Genomic DNA, 18,072 nt, shown 5'->3' with positions numbered 1-18,072 from the left:
TCTGGAAGGTTCAGATGTTGGCCCGCAGCACCGTCTCCGGCAATGCCTCTCCCCGCTCCACACTCGCCGCCACGGCGTCCATCAGCCCACTCAACTCATACCCTTGGACCTTGAGCCACGCCGGGTCGTAATACGTCGTGGCATAACGCTCGCCGCCGTCACACAGGATCGCCACGATCGACCCTGACTCGCCGGCTTCCACCATCCGTTTCGCGGCGATCAGCGCACCGATCAGGTTGGTGCCGCTGGACCCGCCAACCCGTCGCCCCAAACGCTGGGCCAGGTAATGCATGGCCGCCAGTGACAAGGCGTCCGGTACCTTGACCATCGCATCAATGACTTTTGGCAGGAACGACGCCTCGACCCGCGGCCGGCCGATGCCTTCGATCCGCGAGCCGCATTCCAGGCGCAGGCTGGCATCGCCGCTGCGGTAGTAGTCGAAAAACACCGAACGCTCGGCGTCTGCACACAGTACGCGGGTACCATGCTGCCGATAGCGGACGTAGCGCCCCAGGGTCGCGGTGGTCCCCCCGGTGCCGGGGCTGGAAATCAGCCAGCTCGGCTCAGGGTGCTGCTCGAAACGCATCTGCTGGAAGATCGACTCGGCGATGTTGTTGTTGGCCCGCCAGTCCGTGGCGCGTTCGGCGTAGGTGAACTGATCGATGAAGTGCCCGTCATGCTCACGGGCAAGACGCTCGGACTCGGCGTAGATCTGCGTAGGATCATCCACCAGATGGCTCTGGCCCCCATAGAAAGCGATCTGTGCGATTTTTTCCCGGGAAGTCGTCGCCGGCATGACCGCAATGAACGGCAGGCCCAGCAGCCTGGCGAAATAGGCCTCGGAAATCGCCGTCGAGCCACTGGACGCTTCGATCACCGGGGCGCCGGGCTTGAGCCAGCCATTACACAACGCATAGAGAAACAGCGAGCGGGCCAGTCGGTGCTTGAGGCTGCCGGTGGGATGGCTGGACTCGTCCTTGAAGTACAACTCGATGCCCGCAAACCCCGGCAGTGGCAGCGGAATCAGATGCGTATCGGCGCTGCGCTGGAAATCAGCCTCAATGATGCGAATCGCTTCGCGTGCCCACTGACGATGGTCGTTCATGTGTTCTCTCGCAGGAATAGGTTCGACGCTGGGAAGCCTGGCGGTCAGGACTGGGTATCGGAAAAACCAGTCACAAGCTTAGGAAAAAACCGACATCACGCACAGGTACAGCTAAGGTCCAATATGCCCTGCAACTGCCCGACCGCCTCGCCAGCCTTGTAACGACATATAACAAAAAAGAATATAACTTTTGTTTTAACAACTAACAGTACGGGTTAGGGTGTGACCACTTTTGATTGACGAATGGAGAGCGATCTTGCCTCTACGTAATTCTCTGACACGTTTTTTTCAGCTGGAGGCTGCCAGCGGCCTGCTATTGATTGCCGCCGCGGTGTTGGCCCTGGTCATCAACAATTCGCCCCTTTCCTGGCTGTACGGCGGCCTGCTGGAGACCCCCGTGGTGGTCCAGGTCGGCGCATTGAAAATCGCCAAGCCCCTGCTGCTGTGGATCAACGATGGCCTGATGGCGATGTTCTTCCTGCTCATCGGCCTTGAGGTCAAACGTGAAGTGCTCGATGGCCAACTGTCGAAGCCTTCGCAAATCGTCCTGCCGGGCGCCGCGGCGATTGGCGGCATGGTGGTGCCCGCGCTGATCTACTGGTTCCTCAACCGTGACAATCCGGCAGCCCTTTCTGGCTGGGCAATCCCGACGGCCACCGACATCGCCTTCGCCCTCGGGGTGCTGGCCTTGCTGGGCAAACGAGTGCCGGTTTCACTCAAACTGTTCCTGATGACCCTGGCGATCATCGACGACCTGGGCGCCATTATCATCATCGCCATTTTCTACTCCGGCGCCCTGTCGACCCTGTCACTGATGCTGGCGGCGGCGTGCATCGCCCTACTGGTGGCGATGAACCGGATGGGCGTGGTCAGGCTCGGGCCCTACATGATCGTTGGCCTGATCCTCTGGGTCTGCGTGCTCAAGAGTGGCGTTCATGCGACCCTGGCCGGAGTCACATTGGCGTTCTGCATTCCATTGCGCACGAAAAACGCCGAAACCTCACCGCTGCTGACCCTGGAGCATGCCCTGCATCCATGGGTGGCCTACGGCATCCTGCCGCTGTTTGCCTTCGCCAATGCCGGCCTATCCCTGAGCGGTGTCACCGTCGAGAGCTTCACCCACCACGTGCCGATGGGTATCGCGGCGGGCCTGTTGCTGGGCAAGACCGTCGGCGTGTTCGGCCTGACCTGGCTGGCGGTGAAAATCGGCATCGCCAGCCTGCCCAGCGGCGCCAACTGGGGGCAGATACTGGGGGTGGCGATCCTGTGCGGAATCGGCTTCACCATGAGCCTGTTCGTCGGCTCCCTGGCCTTCGAGCCCGGCGCCAGCGAATATGCCGGCATGGACCGGATGGGCATTCTCACGGGGTCGATCCTCGCTGCACTGCTGGGCTACATAGTGGCAGCGGCGGCCAGTCGCAAGCCTTCCGCGTTGTCCTCCTGATACGTCGGCGCAAGAAGGGATCGCTGTATGGCGATCCCTTCTTCTTGAAGCAAACGCAAACCCTCTGTGGGAACGAGCCTGCTCGCGAAAGCGTCGGCACACCCAGCATTTATTCAAGCTGACCCACCGCTATCGCGAGCAGGCTCGCTCCCACAGGGGAACGCATACGCTCAAAAAAACGGCGCTTCCTCCATTGGAGAAAGCGCCGTTTTTTTTGAGCAGACATTAAAACCAGAGAAACGCTTACCCGATCCAGCTTAGTGCGATACGCGACTCGTCCCGCCCACAGTGGAAATACGAACCCGCTCACCCACACGGAACACCTCGTTTTCCTGAACCTGTTGCACGTAGGCACGCATGCTGCCGTCGTCTTCACGAACGGTGATTTCCACGCCCTGGGTACGGGTCAGGCCTTCTTCGGTAGCGGAGCCGATCAGGCCGCCAGCCACCGCGCCGATCACGGCGGCGACGATACTGCCACGACCGCCACCAATGGCGCTGCCGCCTACACCACCCACCACAGCACCGGCGGCACCGCCGATTGGGGTCTTGGTGCCTTCGATCTTGACCGGGCGCAGGGATTCGATGGTCCCCATGCGAATGGTCTGCACGCGACGCGCTTCGTCACGGGAGTAAGAGTCACCGGTCAGGCTCGACTGACAGCCAGTGAGCAACATCGCCATCGTGGAAAAGGAAGCAACCAGCAAAACAGACTTACGCATAGCATCAACTCCAAAAGACAGGGAACTATTAAACTCCGCAGCTTGACGCCTGTCACGGCCTGGCCGGGATAAAATTGTTTTCATTCAGGTGGGATACAGACGCACCCGAAAAATTCATCCAACAGTAGCGTCAATTGCCGAAACCTGCGTCATCAGCCCAAGGATTTTTTCATGGATTATTTCATCATCGTCGCGACCACCGTCGCCGGCCTCTACTTTCACGGGTGGCTGTACGTGCGGATCAAACGCTGGATGGACCGCGACCTGGCGCTGTCACTGGCGGGGCAGGATGAACAGAAGAAAGCCTACATGCTGCAGCAACTGGCCCGTTCCCGAGAACAAGGAATCAAGCGCCGGGACCTGCCGCAATGGCTTCAAACCGCTGCGGCAGGGTATCCCGATACTAAGGCGCCAGACGCTCGCGAGTCCAGTCCGCCCCTTGCAGGCGGTAATTGAGGCGATCGTGCAGGCGGCTTGGGCGTCCCTGCCAGAACTCGATGCGCTCGGGCAGCAAGCGATACCCCCCCCAATGCTCCGGGCAGTGGGGTTGGCTATCGCTGAAGCGTTGCTCGGTGGCCTTGAGCAGGTTCTCCAGCTCATCACGACCGGCAATCACCCGGCTCTGGGGTGAAGCCCAGGCGCCGAGACGGCTGCCAAGGGGGCGAACCTGGTAATAAGCGTCCGACTCCTGCGCCGTGACCTTGACCACTTTGCCCTCGATGCGCACCTGGCGCTCCAGGGTCGGCCAGAAAAACGTCATGGCCGCGAACGGATTCGCGGCCAGTTGCTGGCCCTTGGCGCTGTCGTAGTTGGTGAAGAACGTAAAGCCTTGGGCATCCAGGCCTTTGAGCAGCAGGATCCGACAGTGAGGACGGCCATCGGCGTCCACCGTGGCCAGGGTCATGGCGTTGGCCTCCACCGGGGCCTGCTCGGTTTTCACCGCTTCGGCGAACCATTGGTGAAACAGCGCAAATGGCTCGGCCGGGGCTTGCGCCTCGGTCAGGCCATCACGGGTGTAGTCGCGGCGCATATCAGCCAGCGTTTGGGTCATGGCGCACTCCTTGTGGTTCGCCCGTTACTGCTTGGGGGTATCGGCGGCGGCGACTTTCTTGGCATCGGTGGCAGCCTTGGCCGGTTCAGGTTTCTTCGCCGGAGTGGCCTTCTTGGCCGGGGCTTTCTTCGCTGGAGCCTTGATGGTCGCTTTCTTGGCAGGTGCCTTCTTAGTGGCCGGGACTACAGCTTTCTGGGCAGCTGGGGCCGGGGTCACGGGCTTCACATCCTGGGCGGCCACCAGCGTGACCGGCGCCGGGGCTGGCATATTGTATTTGCTCAATAGCGCAACCAGGGTGTTCTGCGGCGTGACCAGCAACTCCACGCGACGGTTCAAGGCGCGACCTTCAACGCTGTCGTTGGCAGCACGCGGCTCCACCGAACCCATGCCCCGCAGCATCAGGCGATCACGCTGCAGACCGCTGAGACGGAAAATCGCTGCCACGGACTGGGCGCGTTCCTGACTGAGTTTCAGGTTCGCCGGTGCAGCACCCGAGGTGTCGGCGTGGCCAAGAATCAGCACGGCGGATTTCGGATCGGCTTCCAGGACCTTCGCCACGCGAGTGAATGGGCCAAGGGTCACCGGCAGCAACATGGCCGGGCGATCCGGGTTGAAAGAACTGTCCACAGGTGCGGTGACCACCAGGACGTTGTCGCGACGTTCCAATTGGAGCTTGCTGTCCTGAATGGCGGTACGCAGCTTCGGCTCGTAGTCGTCGAGCCAGGCCTGGGTGACTTTCGGATCAGGCAACGGAGCCGCCTTGGCGGCTTCCTGCTCCTTGCCGCCGAACGGCCACCACCATTTCCCACCACTTTGCGTTTCGGCCTTGGCGACAGGCGCCGGGGCCTTCACTTCAGGCTTGGCCTGGTCTTTTGCTGCAACATCGTTGCCGGCGTCATCGGAGGAGAACGGCCACCACCAGTGGCTCCCGCTCTCGGCCTTGGCCTGCGGCGCAACGGCCACCGGTTTCAGTGGAGCCGCTGGCGCCGGATCCTTGGCCGCAACCTTGTCGGAAGAACCGAACGACCACCAGCTACCGCCGCCTTCGGCATCATTTTGTGGGGTTTGTGCACAACCGGTGATGGCGAAGCACAGCGCCAGAGCGAGGGTTTTATTCGATGACATTGGATATCCACAAAATGATGTAAATGAAAAATGGAAGGCCCTGTCCAGGCCGCATAAACAGACGCTTGGAAACTGAAAAGGGCACGAGGTTCCTGTACCCACCGCCTTCAATGGCGTTTTACAGACAAGTGGCAAGTACCCTCGCAAGGTTCTGCGCGCGCGGGTCCATCAGCACATAGGGGCCAAGCGTGTTGGTCACGAAGCCGAAAGCGACATCGTGTTCCGGATCGGCAAAGCCGATGGAGCCCCCTGCTCCTGGATGACCAAACGCCCGCGGGCCGAGGCCATAGGTCGCGTTCGGTACGTCCGGCTGGTCGAGCATGCAACCCAGGCCAAAGCGGGTCTGGGTCAGCAACGTCTTGTCTTCGCCGAAACTGTGCTGGCGGGTCAGCTCATCGAGCATTTCACCTTCCAGCAGGCTGCCGTCCAACAGACCGGCGTAGAACCCGGCGAGGCTGCGGGCATTGCCGTGGCCGTTGGCGGCCGGTTGCTGCATACGTCGCCACTCCGGCTTATTGGTGCTGGTCAAAACCGACGGCGGATTGGTAAAGGCCCGGGTGGTCATGGCAGTGGGCTCGCGCATCGTCACCTGGAGCAGGCGTTGTGCCGCCGCATCGCCGACGTTGCCTTTGCCCCGGGCGATATGAGCCACGCGATGGAACTCTTCGTCAGCCAGGCCGACATGAAAATCCAGGCCCAAAGGCTTGGCGACCCGGGCCACGATGGACTCTCCGGGTCCGCGACCATCGGCCCTGCGCAGCAGCTCGCCGACCAGCCAGCCGTAGGTGATTGCGGCATAACCATGGCCATCGCCCGGCGTCCACCAAGGCGTTTCGGCAGCCAGGGCATTGACCATGGCGTTCCAGTCATACAAGGCTTCGGGTGCCAGCAACTCACGCAACGCCGGCAACCCGGCCTGATGGCACAGCAGTTGGCGCAGGGTAATGGATTGCTTGCCGGCCGCCGCAAATTCAGGCCAGTAACGGGCGACCGGGGCGTCCAGTTGCAACTTGCCCTCGGCCACCAATTGCAAGGCGGTGACGGCAGTGAAAGTCTTGGTGCAGGAAAACAGATTGGCGATGGTATCGCTGTGCCAGGCTTCAGTACCGTCCCTGTCAGCCGTACCGGCCCACAGATCGATCACCGTCCGACCGCCGACCTGGATGCACAGCGCCGCGCCGCGCTCCTGGGGATCATCGAACAGTGCTGCGAAGGCTTCGCGTACCGCCTCGAACTGAAGTTCATAATGGCCTTGAATCTGCACCCGCAACTCCTTTGAAACAAAGACTTTCTCAAGTGGCCGCATTGTTTCAGCCATTGGTGGTTTTGGAAACCACCATGGGACGGCTGGCTGAATTGACGCAGCCTGATTTATCCCTGCTGAATTGCGCTCGTAGGAGCTGTCGAGCGCAGCGAGGCTGCGATCTTTCCCCTGACACTTGAGTCTCAAGAGAAAGACCAAAAGATCAAAAGATCAAAAGATCGCAGCCTCGCTTCGCTCGACAGCTCCTACACAGCTCCTACACAGCCCAGCGGGGATGAATCCCCTCGCCACAGGAGATTGCCGCGCCGTCGATATCAGGAAATCTCCCGCCGAAACGGCGGCAACGCATTGAGGATCGCCTTGCCATAGCGTTGGGTCACCAGCCTGCGGTCGAGCAAGGTGATGGTGCCGCGGTCTTCTTCGGTGCGCAGCAACCGGCCGCAGGCCTGGACCAGTTTCAGCGAGGCATCCGGCACGGAGATTTCCATGAACGGATTGCCGCCGCGGGCTTCGATCCATTCGGCCAGTGCCGCTTCCACAGGGTCATCCGGGACCGAGAACGGGATCTTGGCAATCACCACGTGCTCGCAATAGGCACCGGGCAGGTCCACGCCCTCGGCAAAGCTCGCCAGGCCGAACAGCACGCTGGAATCCCCGCCATCCACCCGCGCCTTGTGCTTGTTCAGGGTTTCCTGTTTCGACAGGTTGCCCTGGATGAACACCTGCTTGCGCCAGTCACGGTCAAGGCCGTCGAACACGTCCTGCATCTGTTTACGCGAGGAAAACAGCACCAGGGTACCCCGCGAACCCTCCACCAGTTCCGGCAGGTCACGGACGATCGCAGCGGTGTGCGCCGCGGCATCCCGGGGATCGGCCTTCAGGTCCGGTACCCGCAACACACCGGCGTCGGCGTGATGGAACGGGCTCGGGACCACGGCGGTCACGGCGGTTTTCGGCAAGCCGGCGCGCATGCGGAAGCGGTCGAACGTGCCCAGCGCGGTCAGCGTGGCGGAGGTCACCAGGGCACCATAGGCCACGTTCCACAGACTGCGACGCAACATGTCCGCTGCCAGGATCGGGCTGGCGTTGACCTCGATATCGAACAGCGAACCGCTTTCGGCCAGGGTCAGCCAGCGCGCCATCGGCGGGTTGTCCTCCGGGTCTTCAGTGGTGAAGGCCATCCACAGGTCCCAGTTGCCCTGGGAGCGGGACAACAGGCTACCGAACAGCGGGTACCATTCTTCGGCCTGGTTGCTGGCGAGACCGATATTGACCTCGCCATCCATGCCTTCCTTGAGCAGGTCGGTCAGGCGGGTGAACAGGTCGGTCAGGCGGGCAAAGCCCTTCTTCAGCTCGATGCCCATCTCGCGCATGTGCTCGGGGATCACGCCACCGACGAAACGATGGCGTGGCCGCTCGCGGCCCTCGACGTCTTCGCCGGGCTTGAAGTCGGCCACCTGCTCGCAGGCGGTGAACATGAACTGCTGGTTCGTCTTGATCTCGCGGGCCAGCTCAGGCACTTGCTCGATGAACTTGCCCAGGTCGCCCGGCAACGGATGCTGGGCCAACAGCTTGGTGAGATTCTTGGCGGTGGTTTCCAGCCAGTCGGCGGTGGAACGCAACCGGGTGTAATGGGCGAAGTGGCCGATGGCCTTGTCCGGCAGGTGGTGACCTTCGTCGAACACGTAGATCGTATCGCGCGGGTCCGGCAGCACCGCGCCGCCACCCAGGGCCAGGTCGGCCAACACCATGTCGTGGTTGGTGACGATGACGTCGACCTTACCCATGCCTTCGCGAGCCTTGTAGAAAGCGCACTGGCCGAAGTTCGGGCAATGACGGTTGGTGCACTGGCTGTGATCGGTGGTCAGGCGAGCCCAGTCGGCGTCTTCCAGGGTGGTGGGCCAGCTGTCGCGGTCGCCGTCCCACTTATTGCCGGCCAGTTTTTCGATCATGCTGGTAAACAGCTTCTGACTGGCCTCATCGACTTCGATCTTGAAGCCTTCTTCCTCGAACAGCTGGGCCGTGGCCGTCTGCGCCTGGCCTTCCTGCAGCAGCATGTCGAGCTTGGACAGGCACATGTAGCGTCCCCGCCCCTTGGCCAGCGCAAAGCTGAAATTCAGACCGCTGTTGCGCATCAGGTCGGGCAGGTCCTTGAAGACGATCTGCTCCTGCAGGGCGATGGTCGCGGTGGCGATGACCAGGCGCTTGCCGGCGGCCTTGGCCGTGGGGATCGCCGCCAGGCTGTAGGCAACGGTCTTTCCGGTACCGGTGCCGGCCTCCACCGCCACGACGGCGGGATCGCCACCGCGCCGGCCTTCGTCGTCGGTGGCGATGTCACCCAGGACTTTCGCCACTTCGGCGATCATCAGGCGCTGGCCGTAACGCGGCTTGAGGCTCTTGGCTTCGAGAAAACGCGAATAGGCGCCCTGGATCGTGGTTTTGAGTTCGGTGCTGATCATGAATGGTCGGGCGCTGGAAACGCTGGATAAATTTTCAGTGGTTCGGATCGGCGGCTATCATACCCCGCTAATGAATCCCGCGCAGAACGGAGTAACTCAATGACACCCTTTGCTTTCATCTACACCCTGCATTTACTGGCGGCCCTGGTCTGGGTCGGCGGCATGTTTTTCGCCTGGATGATCCTGCGCCCCGCCGCAATGACGGCGCTTGAGGGCCCTGCCCGGCTGAAACTGTGGGTAGAAGTGTTTCAACGTTTTTTCATCTGGGTCTGGGTGGCGGTGGCGCTTTTGCCGATCAGCGGCGTCGGCCTGATCCATGTGCGCTTCGCCGGTTTCGAAACGGCACCGCGTTATGTACAGATCATGATGGGGTTGTATGTGGTGATGACAGCGCTGTTCATCCGTATCCAGGGCTTGCAGTTGCCGGCACTGCGTAGCGCCGTGGCGGCGCAGGACTGGCCGACGGCGGCGGCGACGCTGGGGAAGATCCGCAGGCTGGTGGGGATCAACCTGTTGATCGGATTGCTGGTGGTGGCGATTGCCGCGGCCCGGCCGATGTTCTGAAGATTGCGTAGCCCCCTGTGGGAGCGAGCCTGCTCGCGATAGCGATCCTTCAGTCACATCAGAGTTGCCTGACCCGACGCTATCGCGAGCAGGCTCGCTCCCACAAGGTTCGTCTCCGGACTTAAAACCGTTGCACCGTCACCGTCCCCGCCGCTCCGGCAGGTCCTGGCTGGCCAGCCGCACCGGGGCGACCACTTTTACCGCCGTCGGCGGTATAGACGAAACAACCCTTGGCCTTGCCGCCGGCGCCTGGCTTGCCACCGGGACCCGCCGCGCCGCCGACTCCACCCTCCACCACCACCTTGATCTGCTCGGCGGGGTAATCACGGGGCAGTTCGAGGCGCACCAGCGCACCGGCCGCACCTGGCTGGCCATCGCTGCCATTGCTGCCGTCGGCACCGCGCCCGGCCGAACCCCAGGTGCAACCCGGAGCCTGCCCGTTGGCGCCGTCGAGGCCCACGTAACCTGGCGCACCCGTGCCGCCACGGGCATCCACCGACAGCACCGGCGCATCCAACGCATTGAAACGCAGATTGAGATCGCGGCCCGGCCGCGCCGCCTTCGTGTAGGTGCCCGGTGCACCGCGGGAAGTGATCTGGCTGCCGTCAGCCAGCTCAGCCTGGGTAACGTTCATCGCCAGCGGCTGTTGCGACGGCACGATGGCGATTCGCGCCTCGCGCCCCAGGTGCAACTGGCCAATGGACAATTGGGTGACGGTCGACGGCACCAGCAACGTGGCGTAATCGGCCACGTCCAGCCGTTCCAGGGTCAGGGTGCTGGCGGTATTGGGCAGGCGCATCAACGAGTGGGTTTCTACCTGGAGCACTTGAGCACAAGCCCACGGGCACACGAGTGCAGCGAGCAGACACAATTTACGCATGGGAGGCCTCTGCGGCAGTCGGGAGGGTTTGCAGGTGAAAGATGCCGAACAACAGCACTCTGAGGCGTTCACGACCGGGAGAGGGCAAGCCACGGAAACTGGCCCTGAACAGCAGCAGTTCGAGCAAATGGACCGCCAGTAACAGCGCCCCGGCAAGGTTGACCAGCACATGCAGCGGATGAACGAACGGCACGGCCAGATTGACCAGCACCACCAGCCAGAACGACAGGGTCAACAAGCGCCCCAGCCCCCAAAACACCTTCATACGCCCCCCGGGTGAGGATTATTCTTTGCACGCACAGTAACGGCTTGCGCGCCGGTTAAGCCAGAGGGCAGAGCAAATTTAATCTATGTGACAAAAGCGCGAGTTTTTGACTGGAGAGCTTGTTGTGGCGAGGGAGCATGCTCCCTCGCCACAGGTTTCAGCGGTTTATCTTGATTTCAGTGCGGCGGTTCATGGCGCGTCCATCGGCGGTCTTGTTGTCGGCCACCGGCTGACTCTCACCAGCACCGGCCACCGAGACGAAACTGGCGCGAGGTACGCCGCTTTCAACCAGGTACTGCACCACCGAGTTGGCCCGTTTCTCCGACAGTCGCTGGTTATAGGCATTGCTGCCGACACTGTCGGTGTGCCCGGTCACCCGAAGCTGGGCGGTGGACGACTCCTGTTTCAGTCGGGTCGCGACGCCGCTCAATACTTGCTTGTCAGCCGCCGTCAACGTGGACTTGTTGAACTCGAAATGCACATCGCGGACTACGATTGTTTCCTCTTTGACAACCACGGGCTCCTCTACTACCGGCGCCGGGGCGGGCGGCGGGCAACCATCGGCGTCGACCTGTACGCCCTTCGGTGTACCCGGGCACTTGTCGCGGCTGTCCGGCACGCCATCGCCGTCCTCGTCGCCGTCTCCGTGCACCCAGCAATAGGCCGCTGCCATGGTGCCGAGAAACAGCGCACCGCCGCCGGCCCAGGAGGTGCTTTCAGTGGCGCCCAATCCCGCGCCGACCACGCCGCCGACGGCCGCACAGGTCGGCCAGTCGGTTTTTTGCAAACCTGCGCAACCAGTCAACACACTGGTTAGCAGAACCAGGGGTAACGCTGTCCGAACTATGCTCATTGGGTTTCTCCTTGAGGGATCGGCTTTGCACCGATTCAGGGGAGTAAAGACCCGAGTGGGGATCTGCGCCAGCACCGCGCTATCGCGGATTTTGCCCAGTGTTTGCGGCCGTTCGGCACGTTTTAATGCAAACCGCTCTAGGCCACGTTGTCCAGGCAGGCTATCGTGGTGGTTCTGATCGAGGAATTTCAATGACCGTTGCCATTTCATCGCGCACACCCCAGCAAGCACTGGCTGCCGTGCTTGACCGTTACGCCCCGCGAAAACTGCTGTTGATCGGTGCCAGCAGCTTTCCCGCGCTCGAGGCGTTCCGGCAGGCACACCCCGACACCGAAGTGATCCAGGTAGCTCCCGGCCCCTTGCCGATGGAGGTGGCCGGACAGCGCTTCGACCTGGCCCTGGCACTCGATTGCCTGGAACATGTGCCCAAGCGCGACGGTCTGAACCTGCTGGGCGGCATCCGTAATCTCAACGCCAGCCGCATTGCCGTGCTGGCGGACCTCGACGCCTGCGGCTGGCAGGAAACGGACTTCTTTTCCCTGGCCCTGCAAGCCAGCGAACGGTTCCAGCGCGAGAAACAGGTGCTGACCCTGTTCACCTACGATCTGCTGGAATACAAACAAGTCCCCGACTGGCTCAATTCACGTTTCTGGGCCAATCCCGAAAACTTCGGAAAATACTGGTGGTAGCCGTGAACACAAGCCAGCACGCAACCATCTGCCCCTGCGGCAGTGGCAACCCGTTGAACACCTGCTGCGGCCATTACCACGACGGCCACCCCGCCCCCTGCGCCGAAGCCTTGATGCGTTCGCGCTACAGCGCTTATGTGCTGGGGCTGGTGGACTATCTGGTGGGCACCACCCTGCCCGTCCAGCAGGACGGTCTCGATCGCCTGTCCATCAGTGAATGGAGCAGCAAAAGCACCTGGCTGGGGCTGGAGGTGGAGAGCAGCGAGGTATTCGGTGGGCAGCCGGAACATGCCTTCGTCACCTTCACCGCGCGTTGGCATGACGGCCAGGGGGAACACAGCCACCGCGAACAGTCCTCCTTTGTGCAGAACGATGGGCGCTGGTATTTCATCGACCCGACCGTGCCGGTCAAGACCGGGCGCAACGACAGTTGCCCGTGCGGCAGCGGACACAAGTTCAAGAAATGCTGCGCAGGCTACTTCGCTCGCTGATTTCGGAAACGTCCGACGCTTGCCCTGTTATCAGCGGGCTAGACTGAAAAGCAGAGGCGCGGACATGACCCATTCATTACATAGGCTACGCATCACCTGCCTGCTGCTGTTCATCGGGCTTGGCGGCTGTGCGTCCTGGCAAACCGAAGAGGCAACTGAACCGCAGGTGCACCTGGTCAAGGTCGAAGTGGTGCGGGCCCGGCTGCTGGAACAGCGGTTCATGCTGCATTTGCGGGTCGATAACCCCGGTGACAGCGACCTGACCGTGCGCGGCCTGACCTACCGGATCCATCTGGGCGACCTGCTGTTGACCGAAGGCGAGCATGAGCATTGGTTCACCGTCCCTCCCGGGCAAAGTGGCTACTTCAAGATACCGATTCGCACCAATCTGTGGCCGCAGGTGCGGGAAGTGGTGAAACTGCTCGAGAAACCCCGCCAGCAGATCCCCTATCGTCTGGAAGGTGAGCTGGAAACCGGATTATTCGTCGCCCACTACGTGCACCTGAAACGCAATGGCGTGATAATCGCCGCCGATTTTATTGCGGAGTAACCCCGATGACCCAACAACCCCACGTTCACGGCCCTGATTGCAACCACGATCACGACCATCACCACGATCATGATCACGGCCACGTTCACGGCCCGAACTGCGGCCACGCCCACCAGGAGCCGGTGCGCAACGCCTTGAAGGATGTCGGCCGCAACGACCCTTGCCCGTGCGGCAATGGCAAGAAATTCAAGAAGTGCCACGGGGCTTGATAGCCTGGGCGCAGAGAGTCTTCGCCGGTTGAATCGTCATCGCGAGCAGGCTCGCTCCCACAGGAATGAAGGCAGGCGTCAGATTTGTGAATGCCGCAGATCCCTTGTGGGAGCGAGCCTGCTCGCGATGAGGCCCGCACCCCCAACACCGCTTGTCAGCCTGCCTCCAGAACCTGCTTCACACTGACCACCGTCGCATACTCGCCGTGCAGGTTACCCAGCGACATGGCGTGCACCTCATCGGCCGAACGGGCCCGGCCGAAATAATCGGCCTTGTCGAAGGTGAAACAGGCGTCCTCGGCCACCCAGGTATCAAAACCCAGGTTGCCTGCCGTACGCGCCGTGGACTCCACCGAGTTGTTCGTCGCCACGCCGACGATCACCAATTGTCCGATCCCCGCCCGACGCAAGTCAGCCTCCAGATGAGTCGCGCAGAACGCATCCGGCACGTCCTTGTGGATCAGCCACTCGCCTTCCTGCGGTTCGAACCGTTCCTGGACCTCCACCCCTTGCTGCCCTGGCCAGAACACCGAATCCGGCGAGCGGGACAGGTGATGGACATGGATCACCGGCCGCGCCGAATCTCGCCAGAAGGCCAGCAGTTCGAGCATGCGCAGCTCTGCCTCGGGGTTGTTGCGAGAGCCGAGCCTGGGCTGCAGGATGCCTTTCTGTTGATCGATAAGGATCAACGCTGCATTTTTCTCTAGCGCCATGTCTGTAACTCCATTCCGATTTTCGCGTGCATGGTCATTGAATTTTCCACACTTGAGCATCACCTCTTCCCACAGGCAAGCCTTCGCGCGAAAGAGGACGACCTCCTGCCGTCGTTTGTTGTCCACTCACCACGCTGTCTCATCTGGAGCCCTCCATGATCGACCTGTATTACTGGACCACCCCCAACGGCCATAAAATCTCGCTGTTCCTCGAAGAGGCCGGCCTGCCCTACAAGGTACATCCGATCAACATCGGCCAGGGCGAGCAATTCAAGCCGGATTTCCTGAAAATCGCCCCCAACAACCGCATCCCGGCGATCGTCGACCATGAGCCCGCCGACGGTGGCGAGCCGATCTCGTTGTTCGAGTCGGGCGCGATCCTGCTGTACCTGGCGGAAAAAACCGGCCGCTTCATTCCACAGGACCTGCGCGGGCGGCAGGAAGTCCTGCAATGGCTGTTCTGGCAGATGGGCGGCCTGGGGCCGATGGCCGGGCAGAACCATCACTTCAGCCGGTTCGCTCCGGAAAAGATTCCCTACGCGATCAAGCGCTACGTCGACGAAACCGCTCGCCTGTACGGCGTGCTGGATCGACGCCTGGCGGACCGTGATTTCGTGGCGGGCAGCGAGTACAGCATCGCCGACATGGCGATCTACCCCTGGACGGTGTCCCATCAATGGCAAAGTCAGCGCCTGGAAGACTTCCCGAACCTGCAGCGCTGGTTCAATCGCATCAAGGAGCGCCCGGCGACGGTAAGGGCCTATGCGCTGGTGGATAAGATCAACCCACCGAAGCCCTGAGCAACCTGTAGCGAGGGGGATTTATCTGTGGCGAGGGGATTTATCCCCGCTGGGCTGCGAAGCGGCCCCCTCCAGACACAGGCTGGCACACCGAGTTGCTCGGGTTGGGGCCGCTACGCGCCCCAGCGGGGATAAATCCCCTCGCCACAGCTGGGGTTCATCGCCAAATCCACAAATAACCCCCGCCCCCGCTTGCGCGGCCCCCTCCTGCTCACTAACGTAGCGCCTTTATTTGCCGCCCCCCTCCCGCAGGAGCTTCGTCATGGCCTCGCCAGCCTCTAATTCCTTCTTCCCCCGGCTCGGTATTGCCGCCGCCGTGGCCAGTGTGCTCGGTTTGAGCGGTTGCCAGTCCTGGAATGCCCAGGACACCGTCCCACCGGTTTCCGGCGTGCAACCACTCAAGGGGCTGGCGCAGAACGTCTCGGTTCGACGCAATGCCATGGGCATGCCGCTGATCGAGAGCAACAGCTTCCACGACGCGCTGTTCGCCCTCGGCTACGTCCACGCCAGCGATCGCATCACCCAGATGGTCACCATGCGCCTGCTGGCCCAGGGTCGGCTGGCGGAAATGTCCGGGGCCGAACGGCTGGACGTCGACCGCTACATGCGCGCGGTCAACCTGAAGAAAAGTGCCGACGAGCTGTACAAGGCTTCCTCACCGCGGCTCAAGCGCTTCTTCGAAGTCTACGCCCGCGGCGTCAACGCCTACCTGTTCCGCTACCGCGACAAACTGCCGTCGGACCTGGCCGCCACTGGCTACAAACCCGAGTACTGGAAACCGGAAGATTCGGCGCTGATGTTCTGCCTGCTGAACTTCAGCCAATCGGCCAACCTGCCGGAAGAAATCGCGGCCCTGGTCATGGCCCAGACGGTCAGCCAGGACAAACTGGCCTGGCTGACCCCGTCCTACCCGGACGAACCCCTGCCCCAGGGCGAAGCCGACAAGCTCCAGGGTGTCCGGCTCAACGGCCAGATCCCGGGCCTGAACGAAATCAACAACGCCACCCGCCAGTTGGCCGAACTGAACCTGTTGGGCGCTACCTCTTCGAACAGCTGGGCCATGGCCCCGCAACGCAGCCGCAACGGCAAGAGCCTGCTGGCAAGCGACAGCCACGGACCGTTGGGCGTGCCCTCGTTGTGGAGCGTGGTGCAGATTCGCGCACCCAAGTATGAGGCGGCCGGGGTTTCCGTGGCCGGTATTCCCATGATTCTGGCGGGCTACAACGGCAACGTGGCCTGGAGCATGACCAGCGTGCAGGGAGACAACCAGGATCTGTTCCTGGAAAAGATCCGACGCCAGGGCAGTGGTTTGTCCTACGAGGTCAACGGCAAATGGCAGCCGGCGATGGTGCGCAACGAAACCTACTTCGTCAAAGGCCAGCGGTCGATTCGCGAAGCCGTGTATGAAACCCGCCACGGCCCGTTGCTCAACAGCGTCCAGGGTCCGGCCATGGCCAATGGCTTTGGCCTGGCCTTGCAGACGCCGAGCCTCACCGACGACAAGACCCTGGACGCGTTCTTCGACCTGTCCCGGGCACAGAGCGCCGAGAAAGCCTCCGATGCCAGCCGCGAGATCCGTGCCATGGCGGTGAACCTGGTGTTTGCCGACGCCAGCCACATCGGCTGGCAAGTCACCGGTCGCTATCCGAACCGCCGCGAAGGCGAAGGCCTGTTGCCGTCGCCGGGCTGGGACGGCCGCTACGACTGGGAGGGCTACGCCGACCCGATGGCGCACCCTTACGACCAGGATCCGCCCCAGGGCTGGCTGGGCAACGCCAACCAGCGGGTCATTCCCCATGGCTACGGCATGCAGCTGTCCAACTCCTGGGCCGCACCGGAACGTAGCGAGCGTCTGGCCGAGCTGGCCGGCGCCAGCAAACACGACGTCCGCAGCCTGACCGCCATGCAATACGACCAGACCACGACGTTCGCGGCCAAACTCAAGAAAGTCTTCGAGGCCCCGGGCATGGCCCAACCGCTCAAGCAGGCGATCGAAGCCCTGCCAGTGACTGACCGGGCCAAGGCCCGCGAGGCCTATACCCGCCTGATGGCGTTCGATGGCCGGCTCAGCCCGACCTCCGCCGACGCGGCTATCTACGAACTGTTCCTGCAAGAAAGCATGAAGCAGATTTTCCTCGATGAACTGGGCCCGCAAAGCAGCCCGGCGTGGAAAGCGCTGGTCGCCAACGGCCAACTGTCCTATTCGGCCCAGGCCGATCACCTGCTGGGACGTGAAGACAGTCCGTTCTGGGATGACGTGCGTACCCCGCAGAAAGAAGACAAGGCGGTTATCCTCGCCCGCAGCCTGGCAGCGTCCATCAGTGCCGGTGAAAGCCAGTTGGGCGGTGACCACAAGGCCTGGCAGTGGGGCAAATTGCACAGCTACGCGTGGAGGAACGGCAGCGGCCAGGTCGTGCGCGGTCCGCTATCGAGCGGCGGCGACGCCACCACGCTCAACGTTGCGGCGTTCGCCTGGGGCCAGGACTTCAACACCACCCAGGCGCCGGACATGCGCTTCATCGTCGATTTCGGCCAGCCCGAACCGTTGATGGTCCAGAGCGGTAGCGGCCAGTCGGGCAACCCGGCCAGCCCCTACTACCTCAACGGCATCGATCCGTGGATCAAGGGGCAGTACCAGAACCTGCCGCTGCAACCGCAGAACTTTGACCGGGCGTATGGCAAGACGCGGCTGACCCTCGTTCCCGGTAAATAAAGCGTTCCCGGCTCCCAGACCGCGGTCGTAGGAGCTGTCGAGCACGTGTAGGAGCTGTCGAGCACCGCGAGGCTGCGATCTTTCCCCCGACACTTGAGTCTCAAGCGAAAGATCAAAAGATCGCAGCCTCGCGGTGCTCGACAGCTCCTACAGGGGGCAGGCGCCTCTCCATCAG

19 protein-coding genes are annotated in these 18,072 nt (G+C 62.2%); 9 read left to right on the top strand and 10 right to left on the bottom strand.

Going from position 1 to position 18,072, the window contains the following annotated elements; genetic code table 11:
- Positions 1–10 precede the first annotated feature (10 nt).
- Positions 11–1,105 (bottom strand): PLP-dependent cysteine synthase family protein, encoded by a 1,095-nt coding sequence (locus LOY67_RS06150; RefSeq protein ID WP_265066391.1) that lies wholly within the window; start codon positions 1,103–1,105, stop codon positions 11–13.
- A gap of 256 nt (positions 1,106–1,361) precedes the next feature.
- Between LOY67_RS06150 and nhaA the strand changes: the two genes are divergently transcribed.
- Complete coding sequence (nhaA, locus tag LOY67_RS06145; RefSeq protein WP_265066390.1) at positions 1,362–2,549, top strand: Na+/H+ antiporter NhaA; 1,188 nt, start codon at positions 1,362–1,364, stop codon at positions 2,547–2,549.
- A gap of 257 nt (positions 2,550–2,806) precedes the next feature.
- Here the strand turns inward: nhaA and LOY67_RS06140 are convergent, their stop codons facing one another.
- Positions 2,807–3,271, bottom strand: coding sequence for a glycine zipper 2TM domain-containing protein (locus tag LOY67_RS06140; protein ID WP_024776354.1), 465 nt, complete (start codon positions 3,269–3,271; stop codon positions 2,807–2,809).
- Between the two features lie 171 nt (positions 3,272–3,442).
- Here LOY67_RS06140 and LOY67_RS06135 point away from each other — a divergent pair, with 171 nt between their 5' ends.
- Complete coding sequence (locus tag LOY67_RS06135; protein WP_265066389.1) at positions 3,443–3,727, top strand: hypothetical protein; 285 nt, start codon at positions 3,443–3,445, stop codon at positions 3,725–3,727.
- On the opposite strand, the gene pdxH is transcribed toward LOY67_RS06135, so the two are convergent.
- From pdxH to dinG, 4 genes are all read right to left on the bottom strand, one after another.
- Complete coding sequence (pdxH, locus tag LOY67_RS06130; RefSeq protein WP_265066388.1) at positions 3,675–4,322, bottom strand: pyridoxamine 5'-phosphate oxidase; 648 nt, start codon at positions 4,320–4,322, stop codon at positions 3,675–3,677. The two genes, LOY67_RS06135 and pdxH, sit on opposite strands and share 53 nt — an antisense overlap.
- A gap of 24 nt (positions 4,323–4,346) precedes the next feature.
- Positions 4,347–5,447 (bottom strand): OmpA family protein, encoded by a 1,101-nt coding sequence (locus LOY67_RS06125; protein WP_265066387.1) that lies wholly within the window; start codon positions 5,445–5,447, stop codon positions 4,347–4,349.
- Between the two features lie 118 nt (positions 5,448–5,565).
- Positions 5,566–6,711, bottom strand: coding sequence for a serine hydrolase domain-containing protein (locus tag LOY67_RS06120; RefSeq protein WP_265066386.1), 1,146 nt, complete (start codon positions 6,709–6,711; stop codon positions 5,566–5,568).
- A gap of 314 nt (positions 6,712–7,025) precedes the next feature.
- On the bottom strand, positions 7,026–9,170 hold the full coding sequence (gene dinG, locus LOY67_RS06115; protein WP_265066385.1) for an ATP-dependent DNA helicase DinG: 2,145 nt from the start codon (positions 9,168–9,170) through the stop codon (positions 7,026–7,028).
- A 99-nt stretch (positions 9,171–9,269) separates the two neighbouring features.
- On the opposite strand from dinG, the gene LOY67_RS06110 reads away from it, so the two are divergent.
- Positions 9,270–9,734: a CopD family protein gene (locus LOY67_RS06110; protein WP_265066384.1), complete on the top strand. Its 465-nt coding sequence runs from the start codon at positions 9,270–9,272 to the stop codon at positions 9,732–9,734.
- A 121-nt stretch (positions 9,735–9,855) separates the two neighbouring features.
- On the opposite strand, the gene LOY67_RS06105 is transcribed toward LOY67_RS06110, so the two are convergent.
- From LOY67_RS06105 to LOY67_RS06095, 3 genes are all read right to left on the bottom strand, one after another.
- Positions 9,856–10,614, bottom strand: coding sequence for a collagen-like protein (locus LOY67_RS06105; protein WP_265066383.1), 759 nt, complete (start codon positions 10,612–10,614; stop codon positions 9,856–9,858).
- Positions 10,607–10,879: a DUF1145 domain-containing protein gene (locus LOY67_RS06100; protein WP_265066382.1), complete on the bottom strand. Its 273-nt coding sequence runs from the start codon at positions 10,877–10,879 to the stop codon at positions 10,607–10,609. The genes LOY67_RS06105 and LOY67_RS06100 overlap by 8 nt, the downstream gene beginning before the upstream one ends.
- A 157-nt stretch (positions 10,880–11,036) precedes the next feature.
- On the bottom strand, positions 11,037–11,732 hold the full coding sequence (locus LOY67_RS06095) for an OmpA family protein (protein WP_265066381.1): 696 nt from the start codon (positions 11,730–11,732) through the stop codon (positions 11,037–11,039).
- A gap of 191 nt (positions 11,733–11,923) precedes the next feature.
- On the opposite strand from LOY67_RS06095, the gene LOY67_RS06090 reads away from it, so the two are divergent.
- The 4 genes from LOY67_RS06090 to LOY67_RS06075 all read left to right on the top strand — a co-directional run bounded on the left by LOY67_RS06090 (position 11,924) and on the right by LOY67_RS06075 (position 13,671).
- A complete protein-coding gene (locus LOY67_RS06090) occupies positions 11,924–12,421 on the top strand; it encodes a DUF6231 family protein (RefSeq protein WP_265066380.1) in 498 nt (165 codons plus the stop codon).
- Positions 12,422–12,423: 2 nt separating this feature from the next.
- Positions 12,424–12,912, top strand: coding sequence for a YchJ family protein (locus LOY67_RS06085; protein WP_265066379.1), 489 nt, complete (start codon positions 12,424–12,426; stop codon positions 12,910–12,912).
- Positions 12,913–12,976: 64 nt separating this feature from the next.
- The gene (locus LOY67_RS06080) at positions 12,977–13,462 is read left to right on the top strand and encodes an LEA type 2 family protein (RefSeq protein WP_265066378.1); all 486 of its coding nucleotides are present in this window, start codon (positions 12,977–12,979) and stop codon (positions 13,460–13,462) included.
- A gap of 5 nt (positions 13,463–13,467) precedes the next feature.
- Positions 13,468–13,671 carry an SEC-C metal-binding domain-containing protein gene (locus LOY67_RS06075; protein WP_003198420.1) on the top strand — a complete coding sequence of 68 codons (204 nt, stop codon included), beginning with the start codon at positions 13,468–13,470 and terminating at the stop codon, positions 13,669–13,671.
- A gap of 155 nt (positions 13,672–13,826) precedes the next feature.
- On the opposite strand, the gene LOY67_RS06070 is transcribed toward LOY67_RS06075, so the two are convergent.
- Positions 13,827–14,384, bottom strand: a complete 558-nt coding sequence (locus LOY67_RS06070; RefSeq protein ID WP_265066377.1) for a cysteine hydrolase family protein — start codon at positions 14,382–14,384, stop codon at positions 13,827–13,829.
- A 155-nt stretch (positions 14,385–14,539) separates the two neighbouring features.
- Here LOY67_RS06070 and LOY67_RS06065 point away from each other — a divergent pair, with 155 nt between their 5' ends.
- On the top strand, positions 14,540–15,184 hold the full coding sequence (locus LOY67_RS06065) for a glutathione binding-like protein (RefSeq protein ID WP_265066376.1): 645 nt from the start codon (positions 14,540–14,542) through the stop codon (positions 15,182–15,184).
- A gap of 262 nt (positions 15,185–15,446) precedes the next feature.
- A complete protein-coding gene (locus tag LOY67_RS06060) occupies positions 15,447–17,897 on the top strand; it encodes a penicillin acylase family protein (RefSeq protein WP_265066375.1) in 2,451 nt (816 codons plus the stop codon).
- Positions 17,898–18,072 lie beyond the last annotated feature (175 nt).

It is taken from the genome of Pseudomonas sp. B21-056 (assembly GCF_026016325.1).
GTDB lineage: Bacteria > Pseudomonadota > Gammaproteobacteria > Pseudomonadales > Pseudomonadaceae > Aquipseudomonas.
The sequence above is the reverse complement of the archived record's forward strand: the minus strand, read 5'-3'. Positions and strand labels throughout refer to the sequence as shown.